This window comes from Endozoicomonas sp. ALB115, assembly GCF_049310245.1.
Lineage (GTDB): Bacteria > Pseudomonadota > Gammaproteobacteria > Pseudomonadales > Endozoicomonadaceae > Endozoicomonas.
On sequence record NZ_JBLYZG010000008.1, the window covers coordinates 74,375 to 89,703 of the forward strand.

15 protein-coding genes are annotated in these 15,329 nt (G+C 51.5%); 1 reads left to right on the plus strand and 14 read right to left on the minus strand.

Annotated elements, in window-relative coordinates:
* Nucleotides 1–228: 228 nt before the first annotated feature.
* The 3 genes from ACO6VE_RS05670 to ACO6VE_RS05680 form a co-directional block, all read right to left on the minus strand.
* On the minus strand, nucleotides 229–375 hold the full coding sequence (locus ACO6VE_RS05670; RefSeq protein WP_422445224.1) for a hypothetical protein: 147 nt from the start codon (nucleotides 373–375) through the stop codon (nucleotides 229–231).
* Nucleotides 372–464 (minus strand): nucleotidyltransferase domain-containing protein, encoded by a 93-nt coding sequence (locus ACO6VE_RS05675; RefSeq protein WP_422446137.1) that lies wholly within the window; start codon nucleotides 462–464, stop codon nucleotides 372–374. The genes ACO6VE_RS05670 and ACO6VE_RS05675 overlap by 4 nt, the downstream gene beginning before the upstream one ends.
* A gap of 426 nt (nucleotides 465–890) precedes the next feature.
* A complete protein-coding gene (locus ACO6VE_RS05680; RefSeq protein WP_422460177.1) occupies nucleotides 891–1,418 on the minus strand; it encodes an SPOR domain-containing protein in 528 nt (175 codons plus the stop codon).
* Between the two features lie 153 nt (nucleotides 1,419–1,571).
* Between ACO6VE_RS05680 and ACO6VE_RS05685 the strand changes: the two genes are divergently transcribed.
* Complete coding sequence (locus tag ACO6VE_RS05685) at nucleotides 1,572–2,009, plus strand: DUF29 domain-containing protein (protein ID WP_422460179.1); 438 nt, start codon at nucleotides 1,572–1,574, stop codon at nucleotides 2,007–2,009.
* Nucleotides 2,010–2,324: 315 nt separating this feature from the next.
* On the opposite strand, the gene folC is transcribed toward ACO6VE_RS05685, so the two are convergent.
* From folC to ACO6VE_RS05740, 11 genes are all read right to left on the minus strand, one after another.
* On the minus strand, nucleotides 2,325–3,626 hold the full coding sequence (gene folC / locus ACO6VE_RS05690) for a bifunctional tetrahydrofolate synthase/dihydrofolate synthase (protein ID WP_422445230.1): 1,302 nt from the start codon (nucleotides 3,624–3,626) through the stop codon (nucleotides 2,325–2,327).
* Between the two features lie 54 nt (nucleotides 3,627–3,680).
* Nucleotides 3,681–4,586: an acetyl-CoA carboxylase, carboxyltransferase subunit beta gene (gene accD / locus ACO6VE_RS05695; protein ID WP_422445232.1), complete on the minus strand. Its 906-nt coding sequence runs from the start codon at nucleotides 4,584–4,586 to the stop codon at nucleotides 3,681–3,683.
* The gene (gene trpA, locus ACO6VE_RS05700) at nucleotides 4,583–5,398 is read right to left on the minus strand and encodes a tryptophan synthase subunit alpha (protein WP_422446139.1); all 816 of its coding nucleotides are present in this window, start codon (nucleotides 5,396–5,398) and stop codon (nucleotides 4,583–4,585) included. The genes accD and trpA overlap by 4 nt, the downstream gene beginning before the upstream one ends.
* Before the next feature lie 24 nt (nucleotides 5,399–5,422).
* Entirely contained in the window at nucleotides 5,423–6,595 is a 1,173-nt protein-coding gene (trpB, locus tag ACO6VE_RS05705; protein ID WP_422460298.1) for a tryptophan synthase subunit beta, read from the minus strand.
* 71 nt (nucleotides 6,596–6,666) lie between these two features.
* On the minus strand, nucleotides 6,667–7,377 hold the full coding sequence (locus ACO6VE_RS05710; protein WP_422445234.1) for a phosphoribosylanthranilate isomerase: 711 nt from the start codon (nucleotides 7,375–7,377) through the stop codon (nucleotides 6,667–6,669).
* A gap of 329 nt (nucleotides 7,378–7,706) precedes the next feature.
* Complete coding sequence (gene truA, locus ACO6VE_RS05715; protein ID WP_422445236.1) at nucleotides 7,707–8,510, minus strand: tRNA pseudouridine(38-40) synthase TruA; 804 nt, start codon at nucleotides 8,508–8,510, stop codon at nucleotides 7,707–7,709.
* Nucleotides 8,511–8,803: 293 nt separating this feature from the next.
* The gene (locus tag ACO6VE_RS05720) at nucleotides 8,804–9,436 is read right to left on the minus strand and encodes a hypothetical protein (protein WP_422460181.1); all 633 of its coding nucleotides are present in this window, start codon (nucleotides 9,434–9,436) and stop codon (nucleotides 8,804–8,806) included.
* 280 nt (nucleotides 9,437–9,716) lie between these two features.
* The gene (locus ACO6VE_RS05725; RefSeq protein WP_422445240.1) at nucleotides 9,717–10,682 is read right to left on the minus strand and encodes a hypothetical protein; all 966 of its coding nucleotides are present in this window, start codon (nucleotides 10,680–10,682) and stop codon (nucleotides 9,717–9,719) included.
* 190 nt (nucleotides 10,683–10,872) lie between these two features.
* Nucleotides 10,873–11,628, minus strand: coding sequence for a hypothetical protein (locus ACO6VE_RS05730; protein ID WP_422460183.1), 756 nt, complete (start codon nucleotides 11,626–11,628; stop codon nucleotides 10,873–10,875).
* 175 nt (nucleotides 11,629–11,803) lie between these two features.
* Nucleotides 11,804–13,834, minus strand: a complete 2,031-nt coding sequence (locus tag ACO6VE_RS05735) for a PhoX family protein (protein ID WP_422460185.1) — start codon at nucleotides 13,832–13,834, stop codon at nucleotides 11,804–11,806.
* 203 nt (nucleotides 13,835–14,037) lie between these two features.
* Nucleotides 14,038–15,282, minus strand: a complete 1,245-nt coding sequence (locus tag ACO6VE_RS05740) for a saccharopine dehydrogenase family protein (RefSeq protein ID WP_422460187.1) — start codon at nucleotides 15,280–15,282, stop codon at nucleotides 14,038–14,040.
* Nucleotides 15,283–15,329 lie beyond the last annotated feature (47 nt).

Consider the following 15,329-nt stretch of genomic DNA (forward strand, 5'->3'; position numbering starts at 1 on the left):
TGTATCAGCGTAAAAATTTTATGCGGCTCCCTAACGTAATAAGGCCTGTTTGAGGCCTTATTGTTTTAGTAGCTTTACAAGAACGGGGATTCTACACGACAGCCACGAAGTAATCACGACCGGAAAAGCACTTATTCGTGATTTTTTTATGAGGTTCATGACCAAGGCACCGAATATCTTTGGATTGCCCATCTTCAGGCAAAACTACCGGTGGTTGCTCCTTCACTGTCAGCGCCAGAGCACCTGGTGTTTTTTATCTATTTCCTCACGAAAACTATCGGGAATACTTTGCCAGGCAAGTGCCTGGACAATAATGGGTATATTGGAGTCCCGCAGGGTTTCGAGAAACAGGCTCAACTGCTCATAGTCTGTCATCTTGCCTGATCCGGGGGAAAGTGCACAGCCAAATCCAGGTCACTGTTGTCATGATTGGTTCCCTTGACCCGGCTGCCGTAAGCCCAGATTTAAGTATCCGGGGCAAATATCTGTTCAGCAATAGTGCAGATTGCCTTGCGATCCTTATCCCTGAGGTCAATCATTGTATCTATTGTCATAAGTTTTCCTGAATTTGTCACCTCAAGCGTCACCATAAGTTCGAGTTTTGAGCCTATTCTCAGGGTCGACATTAAGCTCAGGAACTCCGGCCTCATGTATTGTGCCTATCACCCTTCGACAAGCTCAGGATGAACGGAGATCGAACTCAAAATGCCGAAATTATTTCGGGACAATTCCTTACCCCTCCCCTTTCCATGAGTTTCAGATGGAACCACGAAGGACACAAAGAGCACGAAGGGCAAGAAAATCTCTTCGTACTCTTCGTGACCTTCGTGGTTCAGTCTTTGACTTCCCGAGGAAGGTAGTAGGCGGAATGTCTACCGTAAGAGAGCCTATTATGGAACATAACGAACCAGTATACCCTCAAGCCCTAACTCTTTCTTGATGGTAACCTTTAGCTGCTGAAGTTCATCCGGCCTTACTTCCGGCCCTATGTAGACCCGATAAAAAACCTTGCCTGTCTCTGTAGAAATTTTCTTCTGAAAAGCACTATACCCTTTAGTCTTTAGCTGCTTTTCCAGGTTTCGGGCATTGTTTTTATCCGCAAAGGTTGCCAACTGGAGAGACCAGGCTTTCAGATGTCCTGATTCATCCACACCTGTGGCTTTTTCAGTACGATCACTTTCTGGCTCGAGCACAGTTTCAGTGGAGGAAGGCACCACTTCAACAACATCCGGGGGAATATCCAGCTGGTCGACAAATGCAGGCACTGGGGGGGATTCAAGCTTAGGGGCTGCCGGGGGAGGCCTGGAGGTGACCAGAGGATGAGTCTCCCCTCCCCTGAACAGTGCGGGCGCGAGAATGATCAATAAGGCCAGCAATACCACAGCACCTATTAGTCTTTGCTTAAGTCCCTCGCCCAAGATACGCTCCGTAATGATAGATAAACAGTATTCATTCCTGCACAGATGGCGGGAAGTCAATTAAAGGTCAATGCCTGAAACTCATTGCATCTTAAGCGAATTCCAACTAAACCTACAACAATTAAGCGTGCATTACCGAAGGGACTTATCAGCATGGCTGAACCATTATACGAAACTGATTTTTACAGCTGGACACAGCAACAGGCAGAACTCGTTCGCCAGGGCAGGCTGGAAGAACTGGATTTGGACAATATCCTTGAGGAAATTGAAAGCATGGGCAGAAGCGAATACCGGCTGTTGAGTCACCGGCTGGATATTCTGCTCATGCATTTGCTGAAGTGGGCTTATCAACCTGATCACAGGAGCAGTAGCTGGCAGGGGTCTATCGAAGAGCAGCGATTTCGCATTCGGAAATTGATGAAAGAGAACCCCGGGCTAAAGCCAAAGATTAATAACGCCATGGTCGATGCCTATCCAGCGGCACGGATTTCTGCCTTTAAGGAAACCGGCATCAGCAAGGAGCATTTTCCAGACTCATGCCCATGGTCCTACGAACAAATTATGAATGAACAATTCTGGCCTGATATTTGAGTAATTTGTGAGACTGCCCCGGGCTTGGTGAATGTGGAGCAGCCTGTTTTGACTCGATATTGTGTGCCTTTCGTGAAACCTTTATTGTCCATGGGGTTAGCTGCATTCCGTCGGGGACCGTGGAAGGCAAACTCAGCACACCATTTCAATGAACTTAAGACGTACAATCTCCGTTCACCCTGAGCGGAGTCGAAGGGTGATTGGCACAATCTTTGTCCAGGGCATGGTGTTTACGCCCTTCGACTCCGCTCAGGACGAACGGAGTTTGGAAGTCATTGATAGAGGGAGTCCATCAATTTCACTGAAATCGTGTACTCAGTGGCTGTTGGTCAAGGCAGCAGATACCGTCATAAATGATCCAGTAACCAGCACCCTATCTCCAGATGTTGAGCGTTCAAGTGCATGATGCAATGCTTCAGCAACCTGCTGATAGCGATTAACTGAATACCCTCGATCAACCAGCCTCTTTGCCAGCTCTTGTTCAGCCAGCGCCCTTGGAGACTCAAACTGAGCAACGTACCACTCATCAATATCGCCACTTAAGCAGTCAACAACCGCCATATAATCCTTATCTTTACACATGGCAATCACTGCTCGTGTCTTACCTTCTGCCGGAGACTCGTCCAGACGCTGCTTGAGCATTTCTGCTGCCTGAGGATTGTGGGCAACATCCAGCACCACATCGATAGACTCTCCTGATTCATTTTCCATCATCAGCTTCTGGAACCGTCCGGTAACCGATACCTGTGACAAACCTTCTCGAACAGCTTCAATAGCGATAGGCTCTGGCAAAAATTGCAGCGCTTGCAATGCCGTCGCGGCATTATCAATCACGACATTGGGAACAGGGAGGTTGTTCAGCTGTTGATTTTCACTACCTGACCAGTGCCACGTATTACCCGATCTTGCCAGGGTAAACGCCTCTCCTCTGCAATACAGGGGACTGCCAAGACGCTCAGCCATGTCGGTGATTGCCTGCGGCACGGGCTGATCACCAAAGATCGCAGGTTTACTGGCACGAAATATTCCTGACTTCTCTTTGGCAATCGCTTCAATGCTAAAGCCAAGGTATTCCTGATGGTCGAGCGCCACCGTAGTAATTACCGACACATCCGGGTCAATCGCATTGGTAGCATCCAGTCGTCCACCCAGGCCGACTTCCATCAATGCCACATCCACCTCCGCCCTTTTAAAGCAGTCAACGGCAGCCAGGGTGGCAAATTCAAAATAGGTTAGCCATGTCGTTTTTCGACTTTCATTTATCGTCTCAAAAGCATCACATAGCCAGTCATCACTGACCTGTTCGCCATTAATGCGAATTCTTTCGTTAAACTTGAGAAAATGAGGTGATGTAAATAGACCTACCCTGTAACCGGCAGCCAGCAAAACAGCTTCAAGAACGGCCAGCGTCGAGCCTTTGCCATTGGTGCCCCCCACGGTGATAATGAACGGCGCGGGTTTGAGCAAATCCAGCCTGTCACCCACCAGCCGAATCCGGTCCAGCCCAAAGTCGATGTCATGCTCCGGACGAGTTTCTTCCATCCAGGTTAACCACTGTGCAAGGCTTTTTTCTTTCTTTTCAAAAGAAGACAACGTCACATCTCCAGACGTATGCATTCCCATGCAAGCCCCTCAGGGCCTGCGTGGGAATGAGAGAGATAAAAGGTGGGATCAGGCAACTTCTTCTGCAGGATCAGCAAGCTCCACATCTGCATCCGGCCTGCCCTGCATTTTCCGGCAAAGCCTGGCGATAGTGGATCGCAAATCAGAACGGGAAACGATCATATCAATAGCACCGTGATCCAGCAGGAATTCACTGCGCTGGAAGCCTTCCGGCAGCTTTTCCCGGACGGTCTGTTCAATCACCCTGGGACCGGCAAAACCAATCAGGGCACCGGGCTCAGCCATGTTGATATCACCGAGCATGGCCAGACTGGCAGAAACACCGCCGTACACCGGGTCAGTCATCACAGAGATATAAGGAATACCCGCCTGGCGCATTCTTTCCAGGGCCGCACTGGTTTTCGCCATCTGCATCAGGGAAAACAGGGCTTCCTGCATTCGGGCACCGCCACTGGCTGAAAAACAGATCAGCGGCATCTTCTCTGCCAGGCATAACTCGGCAGCACGGGCAAACTTTTCCCCGACCACCGACCCCATGGAGCCGCCCATAAAAGAAAACTCAAAGGCAACGGCCGCGACCGGAATGTCCTCGACGGTACCCCGCATGGCCACCAGGGCATCTTTTTCGCCGGTCTGCTTTTGCGCCGTTGCCAGTCGGTCACGGTACTTTTTAGTGTCGCGAAACTTCAGCCGGTCATTGGGCTCAAGGTCGGCAAACAGCTCTGCCTTTCCTTCCTTGTCAAGAAAGTAATCCAGTCGCGTGCGGGCACTGATTCGCATATGATGCTGGCACTTGGGACAAACACCCAGATTTCTATCCAGCTCGGGGCGATAGAGAAAGGCCTCACACTTTACGCACTTGCGCCAAAGCCCTTCTGGCACACTGCTGCTTTTCTGCGCAATAGCAGCGCGTGATAACGATGGAATCAGTTTATCGACTAACCAGTTGCTCATTCATTCGTCCTGTCATCGTCCATAGCTGAGCGCATTTCGGCAATTCGACTGGCAACGCGGTCAATGGAGGCCTGTCCCTCATTGCCATACTGAGCCAGCTCAGATACCAGCACACTGCCCGCAATAACACCGTCTGCCATTCGCCCGATGGCGGCAGCCGAGGCACCATCGCGGATACCAAAGCCAACACACACCGGAACGTCAGCAAAACGCCGGATGTGGTTGACCCGCTGTTCAACTTCTGCCGTATTCAGGGTTGCCGCACCGGTTACCCCTTTCAGGGATACATAATAGAGATAACCACTGGCAACCCGGCAGATCTTGGCAATTCGTTCATCGGATGTGGTCGGGGTAATCAGGTTGATCATATCAATACCACGGTTATGCAGCATATCCAGTAAATCACCTGCGGCTTCCGGTGGCAGATCCACCATCAGCACACCATCAACACCCGCCTGACTGGCCAACTCAACAAACCGCTGGTAGCCCATGATCTCTACCGGATTGAGATAGCCCATCAGGACAATCGGTGTGTCATTATCCCTTTCCCGGAATTCAGAAACCATTGCAAAAACGTCATGCAATGTAACACCGTGTGATACCGCCCGCTCATGGGCCTGGGCAATCACCGGACCATCCGCCACCGGGTCCGAGAACGGAAAACCCAGCTCAATCATATCCGCCCCATGGTCCACCAGCTGGTGCATGACCTCGACGGTCTTGCCCGGAGGGTCACCGGCAAGAATGTAGGGTATCAGTGCTTTACGTTCACGCCCCTGCAAGGTTTCAAAGCGGGCTTTGATTCTGTTTATTTCACGACTCATGCTGTGCCCACCTTATACTTCGAGGCCATCAATAGCGGCAACGGTATGAATATCCTTATCACCACGACCAGACAGGTTACAGATAATGATCTGGTCCTGGTCCATCGTGGGTGCCAGTTTATCAACCCAGGCCAGGGCATGGGCGCTTTCCAGCGCTGGCATAATGCCTTCCAGACGGGTCAGCTGGCGAAATGCCGCAAGAGCTTCTTCATCCGTTGCCGCCGGGTATTGTGCACGGCCGATATCTTTCAGGTAACTGTGTTCTGGTCCAACCCCCGGGTAGTCCAATCCGGCCGACACAGAGTGGCTCTCAATAATCTGGCCATGTTCGTTGGTCATCAGATAGGTTCTTGCGCCCTGCAAAACGCCCGGACGACCGGAACTCATCCGGGCCGCATGCTTATCGGTATCAACACCGTGCCCTGCCGCTTCAACACCGTACAGCTTTACCTCTTTATCCTGAATAAATTCGTGGAACAGCCCCATGGCATTGGAACCGCCACCCACACAGGCAACCAGGGCATCCGGCAGGCGGCCTTCTTTTTCCAGAATCTGCCGACGGGCTTCCCGGCCAATAATACTCTGCAGATTACGCACCATTTCAGGATAGGGTGAAGGGCCACAAACTGTGCCCAGCAGATAGAAGGTATCTTCAGGGCGTGCTACCCAATCCCTGAGTGCTTCATTAATCGCGTCTTTCAGCGTCTGGGAACCGGTTTCTACCGGTACCACGGTAGCCCCCAAAAGTTTCATGCGATAGACGTTCAATGCCTGACGTTTTACGTCCTTGGCACCCATATAAACCACACACTCCAACCCAAGGCGGGCGGCCACCGTCGCCGAGGCGACACCGTGCTGACCGGCACCGGTTTCGGCAATAATCCGGGTTTTCCCCATATGTTTGGCCAGTAGCGCCTGACCAACCGCATGGTTGATTTTGTGGGCACCGGTATGATTGAGATCTTCACGCTTCAGGTAGATCTTCGCGCCACCCAGCGCCCGAGTCCATCGCTCAGCAAAATAGAGCGGTGAAGGACGGCCGACAAAGTCAGCCAGGTCACGATCAAAATCTTCCTGAAAGGTCTTGTCTTGCCAGAGCTCACGCCAGGTGCGGTCAAGGTCTTCCAGCGCACCCATCAGGGTTTCAGCCACGAAACGTCCACCGTAACGGCCAAAATGCCCCATTAAATCCGGTTGATCGTACTTGTGTTCTTCAGAAGAAAGAACGGGGGACTCAAAAATTTCTTGATCGACCATCATCTTCCTGCCGCCTTGATAAAGGCTTTGATTTTATCGTGATCCTTAATGCCAGGCTGACTCTCTACGCCACTGCTGACATCAACTCCATAGGGTCGAACCCTGTTCACTGCCTGAGCGATATTATCAGGACTCAGACCTCCGGCCAGCACCATCGGTTTATTCAGCTCATGGGGTATCAAATCCCAGTCAAAAGACTCACCGGTGCCACCCACCTCCCCGGGCTTATAACTGTCCAGCAGGTAGCCACAGGCACTGGTATAGGGAGCCACCATGTCGGCCACGGCAATATCCGGACGAACACGGAAGGCCTTCATATAACGTACCCCCCAGCGGGCGCACTGGATTTCCGGTTCATTGCCATGAAATTGCAGAAGTGAAAGAGGAACCGCGTCCAGAACCGATTGAATCAGCTCATCGGAGGCATCGACAAACAGCCCAACCACCGAGACAAACGGCGGCAGAGCCCGGACAATCTCCACGGCCTGCTCAACCGTAACACAGCGACGGCTTCTCCGGTAAAACACCAGACCGATGGCATCCGCCCCGCTATCAGCAGCGATCAAACCATCATCAACACGGGTAATTCCGCAGATTTTTATACGAGGAGATACTTCCATTTCCCGGTGTTCTCTTTCCCACGCCCTGTGTCGGGAGATTACCCGGGACACAGAGCCAACCACAGGGTAAGGGTTTGAAGGTGCTTTCACACTGTCAATCCGAAGATCAATGCGAAAGAATAGGCAACCCCTGAGCGATCAATGATCTTATCAGAACATTTCGGTGATTACTGCACCTGGCAAATCATTTCAACGATTTTAATGAGCACAATCTCCGTTCACCCTGAGCGGAGTCGAAGGGTGATTGGCACCGTCTTTACGGTTGGTTCACAGTCCACCCCCTTCGACAGCCTCAGAATGAACGTGGTTCTGCAGCTCAGTAAGTTCTCCGCTACAGGACGAACAGAGTTTTCAGAGCAATAGAGAGGAACCCATCCATTGCACGGAAAACGTATGCCAGCTCCGGAAAAACCGCCGATTTAAAGCGGAATTAATGGCGCAATAAAGTGTGGGTTCGATTCACTGGCCGGCAACCCAAACACCTTATCGTATCCCGCATCGACAAAATAAAGCCCACAGGGCGAAGCGGTTACCCCACCCTGGGCACGATCCCGGGCATCCAGCACCTCTTTTGCCCAGCCAGGCTCACGCTTGCCGCAACCCACCGCCATCAACACCCCGGCAAAATTACGAATCATATGATGCAAAAACGCATTGGCCTGCACATCAATAACAATCAGTGGTCCGTGGCGGGAAATATCCAGCCGGGTCACATTTCTGACCGGGTTCTTTGCCTGACACTGAATCGCACGGTAAGAGGTAAAATCATGTTCGCCTACCAGGCACCCTGCTGCTGCCTTCATGCGCTCAACATCCAATGGCCGATAGTTCCAGGTCACCCCTTTGGAGAGGTGTGCTGGCCGAATGGGATGGTTATAAATCACGTAACGATAACGTCGCCACAGGGCAGAAAAGCGGGCATGAAAATCATCAGAAACCGGCTTCACCCAGTTTACGGCCACGTCATCCGGCAAATTGGCATTAGCGCCATAAGCCCAGCCCCGCTCGGTACGAACGGCATCCGTATCAAAATGAATAATCTGGTTACAGCCATGAACCCGGGCATCGGTTCTTCCTGCACAGACAACGGCAACAGGATGGTTTGCCACTTTTGACAGCGCAGCTTCTACAGCAGCCTGCACCGTGGGCAAACCGGTCTTGAGAACCTGCCAACCAAAAAAACGGGAGCCATCGTATTGAACACTGGCAGCATAACGGGGCATGAAAGAAAAACACCTATAGAAAATAGCCAAAGGCAGAATTTAAGCAGGAGTGCGCGGGTAGATTACCACCAGGAGATGTTCCCGGGTTAGTGCAGCCAAGCTCTGAAATACATAAATAAACACCTCGTTGCCACAACCTCTCCGGACTCATTCCCATGGTCCCGAGGTTGTCGCAAAACCGGTTCTACAGGATGGAATCGTAACAGATTCATCACCCGCTGCTGAAGCACTCTTATCCTTTGCTTCTGTCTGGTGATCTCTGCTGTATAATCCTTTCAGTTGCATCAATTGACTCAGTCGAGATTATTCTTGGTCTGTTCGTCAGGGCTCCCGCCCACAGCGGTTGTCAAACCAAGGCGTTCTGCAGCCATTCCGGCACCGGAAAAGGCTGCTTTTGCTGTATAGTCCAGCGCTTTTCCCACCAGGTACCCGACACCTCCACCAACCACGACGGAGCCTGTGCCAGACAGGATTCGGTTCAAAGCATCAGGATGATTCGCACGTATGGCCGCATGTTTTTCTGGTGGCCCCAGTAGCATTAATGGACTTGTGATGGCACTACTGCAACCCAGACCACAGAGCGCCCCTGCGTAGGTACACGCCTGGACAATATGAGAATCCTGCTGAATGAATGGAGTGATACCAAGGTGATTCATATACGTGGATACGGTATCACGAATTTTCACAGAAGCATGCCAGAAGGCGGTACAACCGTGATAGACCCCTTTCCCGATGAGGTTTCCCGCAAAGCCATAAGCGCCCGCATATAAGGCGCGATTCAGAAAATTGTCATCGACCGCGAAGCGGGCTGTATGAAAGCCAAAAGCCAGCCCTGTCATGGTACCAGCCAAAGCCAGAGAATCCTTCATTACTGAGGCAGGAACAATAATGTTGTTCGTTGAGCCTGTACCAAAGTTGATATCCATTGTTAAGTCCCTCTCAGATATAAGAACGTGACGTTTTACGGAAGGCGACCATGTAGATACTCAAGCCAGGAAAAAGTTCCTGCTGGCAGGTTTTGACGGGTTGTCGTGCCTCCGCACTCCGTTCGTCCTGAGCCTGTCGAAGGGCGGAAACTCCGGACTCTGATAGATCGCGCTAAGCACCCTTCGACTCCGCTCAGGGTGAACGGAGATGGTACACATCAAACTCATTGAAACCATGAACTAGAGGGCTTTGTGCACAAACAGGTGGCTGTCTACCTGTTCAGCGACCAGTGGCTATCGATCTAAGGCATTCAGCCGCCATTCTGACACCGGAAAAGGCGGCTTTTGCCGTATAGTCCAGCGTTTTTCCCACCAGATATCCGACACCGGCACCGAGCATTACCGAGCCTGAGCCAGACTTGATTCGGTCCATAACATCAGGAGGAGGCCAGCAAGGAGGAGGCTCATAATTGCGGCCCCAGTGCCCACGTCTTTCAATTTCTATTGCCTCTTCTGACAGAATCAGTAATGGAGCTTCGAGGGCACTACTGCAACACAGGCCATACCACGCTCCTGCGCAGGTAAATGCCTGGACAATATGAGAATCCTGACTGAAGGGGGTAAAACCAAGGTTATTCATACACGTGGATACGGTAGCACGAATAACCTCAGAGCCTTTCCAGAAGGCGGCACAACCGTGATAGGCATTTTGTGCAATAAGGTATCCAGCAGTGCCACAACCGCCCAAATATGCGCGATGAGTCAGCACATTGTCGTCGTCCGAGGACATAGATACAAAAGAGCCAAAAGCAAGCCCTGACAGGGTACCTGCCACAGACAAAGTATCCTTGATTACAGAGGTAGAAATAACAAAGTCGGTTGTCGAACCTGCACCTGAATTGGTATTCACAGTTGAGCCGCTATCCCGGGCAATATGAGAATCCTGACTGGTGGGGGTAACATCAGGGTTATTGATATGTGTGGATACTGTATCAGGAATTTCCACAGCTCGTTGCCAGAAGGCGGCACAACTGTGATAGGCAGTTTTGGCGATGAGGTGCCCCGCAACGCTGCAAGCGCCCATATATAAGGCGCGATTCCGAAAACTGTCGTCGTTCGGGAGGCGGGTTACAAGAAAGCCGAAAGCAAGCCCTGACAGGGTACCTGCCAAGGTCAGGGCATCCTTCGCTACAGAGGAAGAAATAACAACATTGGTCGTCGAACCTGCGCCTGAGTCGATATTCATAGTTAAGCCGCTATCGATGGAAGAATCTAACGTTTAACGTGAGGTAACCCTGTAGATGCCCAAGCCAGCAAAAAGTTCCTGCTGGCAGGTAATGAGGGAATTTTCGGCACATTCACGACCACACCCGTGCCGTTCAGACATTACGGGGGTTGGTACGCAACACGTGGCTGTGTTTGCAAAATGGAAATTTTTATTCTCGGCCAGCTTCCTGGAAATGAGTTTCTGTTTCAGTTCCGTCAGGTGATCTTTGCCGTACCATTTCTGCGGAACGGCTCAGCAGGATTTCTTCAGCAGACTCTGAATGCTGATGGATTCTCCCTGAGCTACCCGAGGCAACCTCAGGGCTCTCGCTCACAGTGGTTTTCAATCCAAGACGATCAGCAGCCATTTTGGCACCGGAAATGGCTGCCTTTGCGGTAAGGTCCAGCCCTTTCCCCAATAGATATCCAACACCCCCACCTAACATGGCCGAGCTTGTGCCAGCCATCAGAACCCGGGCAGCGTAAAAGGTGTTGTCAATGTAAGGATCAGGAGGTGCTGACGGATCGACAAGGTTCCGGGCTGGTCGCTGCCGCAAGGGGCTGTACCTCAAGCCTAAGTAAGCTCCTGCGTAGGTTGATGCTTTGACAATGTGAGATTCCTCATTGAAAGGGGTAATGGGCAGATTAGTCATAAGCGTGGTTACGGAATCATGTACAGCCACAGCTGAGTTCCAGAGGGCGGCAACACCGTGATGGACACTTTCAGCTAACAGGTATCCCGTGGCGCCAACAACGCCAGCAAGACAGGCGCGATTCAGATAGTTGTCGCCAGCATAAGTAGAGACACCATAGCCCAAAAAAAACGATAGAGTGGTAACTCCCGTAACCACAATATCAGCGAATTCAGAAGTGTTATTCACGCCATTGGCATTGGCATTGGTGCCAGCACCTGGGTTGACATTCATTGTTGAGCATATCCTTGATTAAAAAATGGGTATTTAACGTAATTTAACCACTTGGATGTTCAAGCCAGAAAAAAGTTCCTGTAGACAGGTAATAAAAAGGCCTTTTCAGCACCAGCGGTAAAGACCAGGAGCGAATCAGCCAATTCGCCCCTGGTAAAAACGAAACCCGGTTCAATCAAGTGCCAATCACCCCGCCATCATCTTTGGTAATCAGCACAGTACTCGACCGGGGCCGTGTAATTCCATCACTGGCCGGAAAGCTGATGGCCGGATGCTGGATATTAACCCACATGGCTTTGCCATCAGGCGTGGTGGTCACACCAGTGATTTCACACCCTCTCGGGCCAGTCAGAAAGCGTTTCACTTCTGCGGTGACCGGATCGCAGCAGAGCATCTGATTGGTGCCCATATTGCTGTTGCGTTCCTCATCGTCACCGTAATCGGTCTGAATCCAGAGGCGGCCCTGATAGTCAAACCAGATACCATCCGGCGAAGAGAAAATATCACCCTTGATATCTCCCACGAAGTGTTCAGGTACCGGGCTGCCATCCGCCAGTGTCGCGCCAGGGCGGTCACCGGCCAGCAGGAACATCTCCCAGTTGAAATGGGTGGCCGTGGGATCAGCGTTTGCCTCGGTAAAACGAACAATCTGACCATGGCGGTTATCTTCCCGGGGATTGACGGCATTGGTTTGCTGATCCTCTTTTTGGCCCCGGTGCTTATTATTGGTCAGCGTGACATAGACTTCCCGGGTCTGCGGATGCACGGCAACCCATTCCGGGCGGTCCATGGTTGTGGCCCCCAGAATATCCGCAGCACGACGGGCGTGTACCAGCACATCGGCCTGACTGGTAAAACCATTGCGACGGGTCAGGCCGTTGTGGCCAAACACCAGTGGCCGCCACTCACCACGGCCATCATCATGGAACACCGCCACATAAAGAGTGCCATGATCCAGAATATCCCGGTTGGCCGCTGGATTACCGGGTTTATAGGCCTGATCCGGCACAAACTTATACACGTATTCGCCGCGGGTATCGTCGCCAAAATAGAATGCCATACGACCATCATCACCCAGCGAAAGTGTTGAACACTCTCTGACCAGTCGTCCCATGGAGGTGCGCTTTTTCGGGGTGCTGTCCGGTGAAAAAGGGTCAATTTCCACTACCCAGCCAAAACGGTTGGGTTCGTTAACATAACCGCCATGAGGGGCATGGTGATCAGGTGTCGCATTAAAACGGGGTTCTACTGACTCCCAGGCATAGTATTTACTGTTCTTGTCCTGGGCCACACCATACCGCTGGTGGGCTGGGCGTTGCTGATAATCTTCAGCATCACGGTTAACAAAGTAGTTCTTCCAGTTCTCTTCACAAGTGAGATAAGTCCCCCAGGGTGTTACACCCATGGCGCAGTTATTCAAAGTGCCCAGCACCTCAAGCCCAGCAGGGTCTGCCACGGTTTTCAGAAAATCAGTACCGGACACTTCGCCGGTCAGATCCATGGGGGTAAACCCGGTGATCCTGCGGTTATAGCGGGAATCCTTGACTTGCTGCCAGTGACCATCCGACTGCTTGCGAACTTCGATAATACTGACACCGTGGGCCGCCATCTCCTTTTTCACTTCATGCGCCGGGCGCTGTTTAAATCCCTGCGGGTTTTCAGTGATGGTCAGACCATTAGGGTGAAGCGTAGGATTAATGTACTCATGATTCATGACCAGCAGGCCATGGTCGTCCGGCTGGTCCGCAAATGGGAAGAACCAGATCCCATCGTGATTCTGGCCTGCCTGCTTCATCTGCTCCCGCCAGCTGTTGCTGCCATCTGGCCGCCAGGGTCTGGCACCTTTCTCTACCGGGTCACCCCATGAAAAAAAGACGCTGGCCGTATAGCCTTCAGGCACATTGATGGCATCGAACATGGGGTCCTGCTCAATGGGAATGGGCTTGAATCCGATGTCCGCCCGCCGCAGGTTTCCAACAGTACTGCCACCCAGAGCATTATGACTCTGCCCGGTCGTGCCCATACAGCCAGCCAGAAAGCCTGCCATGGCAAGACCCAGGCCACCTTTCATAAAGTTCCGCCGACTTTTTTCTACCACGTCATCCAGGGTACTGTTGCCAGAGAAGTTATCTGGCTGATCATCCAGCGACTCCAGCTGTTCATGAAAATCACGATGGTTCTGTAACTTTGAAGATCCGGCTTCCATGATTATCCCTCATCGTTAAGTAAACACACTGTTATTGAAAGAATGATTTGCTGAGAGATTAGGCGATGACTGTTACAGATTTATTGCTATCAAGTTTCAATTAGATGAAAAAAGCTCTGCAAGAAAACGGAGCAAATTGTGGAGAGAAAGTCAGCCGAAACGGTTGCTACCTATCCGGGAAAGACAGATAGCATCAGGCTATTTCAGGAAGGTACTACTTCAAATTTTATCTCAGCATCTTTTTCCAGCCGCTCAATAAGCCGATCACCAAATAACGTGGATGTTGTCCAGAAACCGCCCGCCCTCCCGCTCTTCTGCTGCTTATCGTGGAAGTCCAGGGCCAATCCTGCAGCCACCTGCCCCAGCATTCTGGCGGTAGAGCCATACCCCGGATCGCCCTGGCCAACAACACGGGTGCGAATTTCCTGGCCATCTGCTGTTTTGCCCAGAAAGCGAATATCATAAAACCCGGTTTTCTGGGCTTCGGGAGAAGGTCCCTCACCCGGTTTGGGCAACACAAATCGCTCCATAAACCAGCGGGTTGGCTTAATCACCATGGACAGCATAAACAGACCCAGTCCGCCAACCAGGGCGGAAGACTGTAAACGACCTTTAAAACCAGCCCCCATCAGCATGGCTTCGCTGTACCTGAAATCCCTGCCATAAGGAAATTCAGCCAATGCATTGGAACGAAGGACCACCCGGGAATTAATGCCAGCCATAATGAAAGGTGCCAGCCACGCCCCAAAGCCGGAATCATACGTCGGTGTTTTAACAACTTCCTGTCTGGCCTTCAAGCTTTCATTGTCAGGGCAGAGCAGATAAGGGTTGGCCAACTGTCGGCGTAATGCCGGGTTGTTTGCCGCCTCACGGGTGAGGTTAGTTATACTGGCCAGCGTGCCACCGGATATACCACCTCTGGCGGCTTTCACCCGCATGCTGATATCTGAACAGAATGAACCCAAAACTTCCCTGGCTTTTTTCTGGGTAAAGTACACGCCCAAATCAGAAGGTATTGAGTCAAAGCCACTGCAATGAACAATGCGTGCACCGCTGTTGCGTGCCGTTTCCTCATACCGGTCCAACATCTGTCGGATCCATTGCACCTCTCCGGTCAGGTCGCAATAATCAGTACCACTTTCTGCACAAGTCTTGACCAGTGATTCGCCGTAAAGTGCATAAGGTCCCACTGTCGAAACAATGACCCGGGTTTGCTGGCACAATGCTTTCAATGAAGTCTCATCAGCAGCGTCAGCCAGCAGCACAGGTAGCTCAGGCTGTTGTAAGTTCTGCTTTAATTGAGCCAGTTTCGCTTGAGAGCGCCCTGCTATCGCCCAGTTAAGGCGTTCCTGGTCATTGTCGTTAAATCTATCAACCAGGTACTGGCAAAGTAGTTGTCCAACGAAGCTGGTCGCCCCGAATACAATCACATCAAATTGATTATTCATAAACTCAGGAGATCTCTGTACTTTGTCGTTTTTATAAGAGACATACA

What these genes read in the sequence shown, in the direction of transcription:
- truA (WP_422445236.1), bottom strand. Translation starts at nt 8,510, where the DNA reads ATGCCCCGTTATGCTGCCAGTGTTCAATACGATGGCTCCCGTTTTTTT.
- folC (WP_422445230.1), bottom strand. Translation starts at nt 3,626, where the DNA reads ATGCATACGTCTGGAGATGTGACGTTGTCTTCTTTTGAAAAGAAAGAA.
- ACO6VE_RS05685 (WP_422460179.1), top strand. Translation starts at nt 1,572, where the DNA reads ATGGCTGAACCATTATACGAAACTGATTTTTACAGCTGGACACAGCAA.
- ACO6VE_RS05725 (WP_422445240.1), bottom strand. Translation starts at nt 10,682, where the DNA reads ATGAATATCGACTCAGGCGCAGGTTCGACGACCAATGTTGTTATTTCT.
- accD (WP_422445232.1), bottom strand. Translation starts at nt 4,586, where the DNA reads ATGAGCAACTGGTTAGTCGATAAACTGATTCCATCGTTATCACGCGCT.
- trpB (WP_422460298.1), bottom strand. Translation starts at nt 6,595, where the DNA reads ATGGGGCATTTTGGCCGTTACGGTGGACGTTTCGTGGCTGAAACCCTG.
- ACO6VE_RS05740 (WP_422460187.1), bottom strand. Translation starts at nt 15,282, where the DNA reads ATGAATAATCAATTTGATGTGATTGTATTCGGGGCGACCAGCTTCGTT.
- ACO6VE_RS05670 (WP_422445224.1), bottom strand. Translation starts at nt 375, where the DNA reads ATGACAGACTATGAGCAGTTGAGCCTGTTTCTCGAAACCCTGCGGGAC.
- ACO6VE_RS05730 (WP_422460183.1), bottom strand. Translation starts at nt 11,628, where the DNA reads ATGAATGTCAACCCAGGTGCTGGCACCAATGCCAATGCCAATGGCGTG.
- ACO6VE_RS05720 (WP_422460181.1), bottom strand. Translation starts at nt 9,436, where the DNA reads ATGGATATCAACTTTGGTACAGGCTCAACGAACAACATTATTGTTCCT.
- ACO6VE_RS05735 (WP_422460185.1), bottom strand. Translation starts at nt 13,834, where the DNA reads ATGGAAGCCGGATCTTCAAAGTTACAGAACCATCGTGATTTTCATGAA.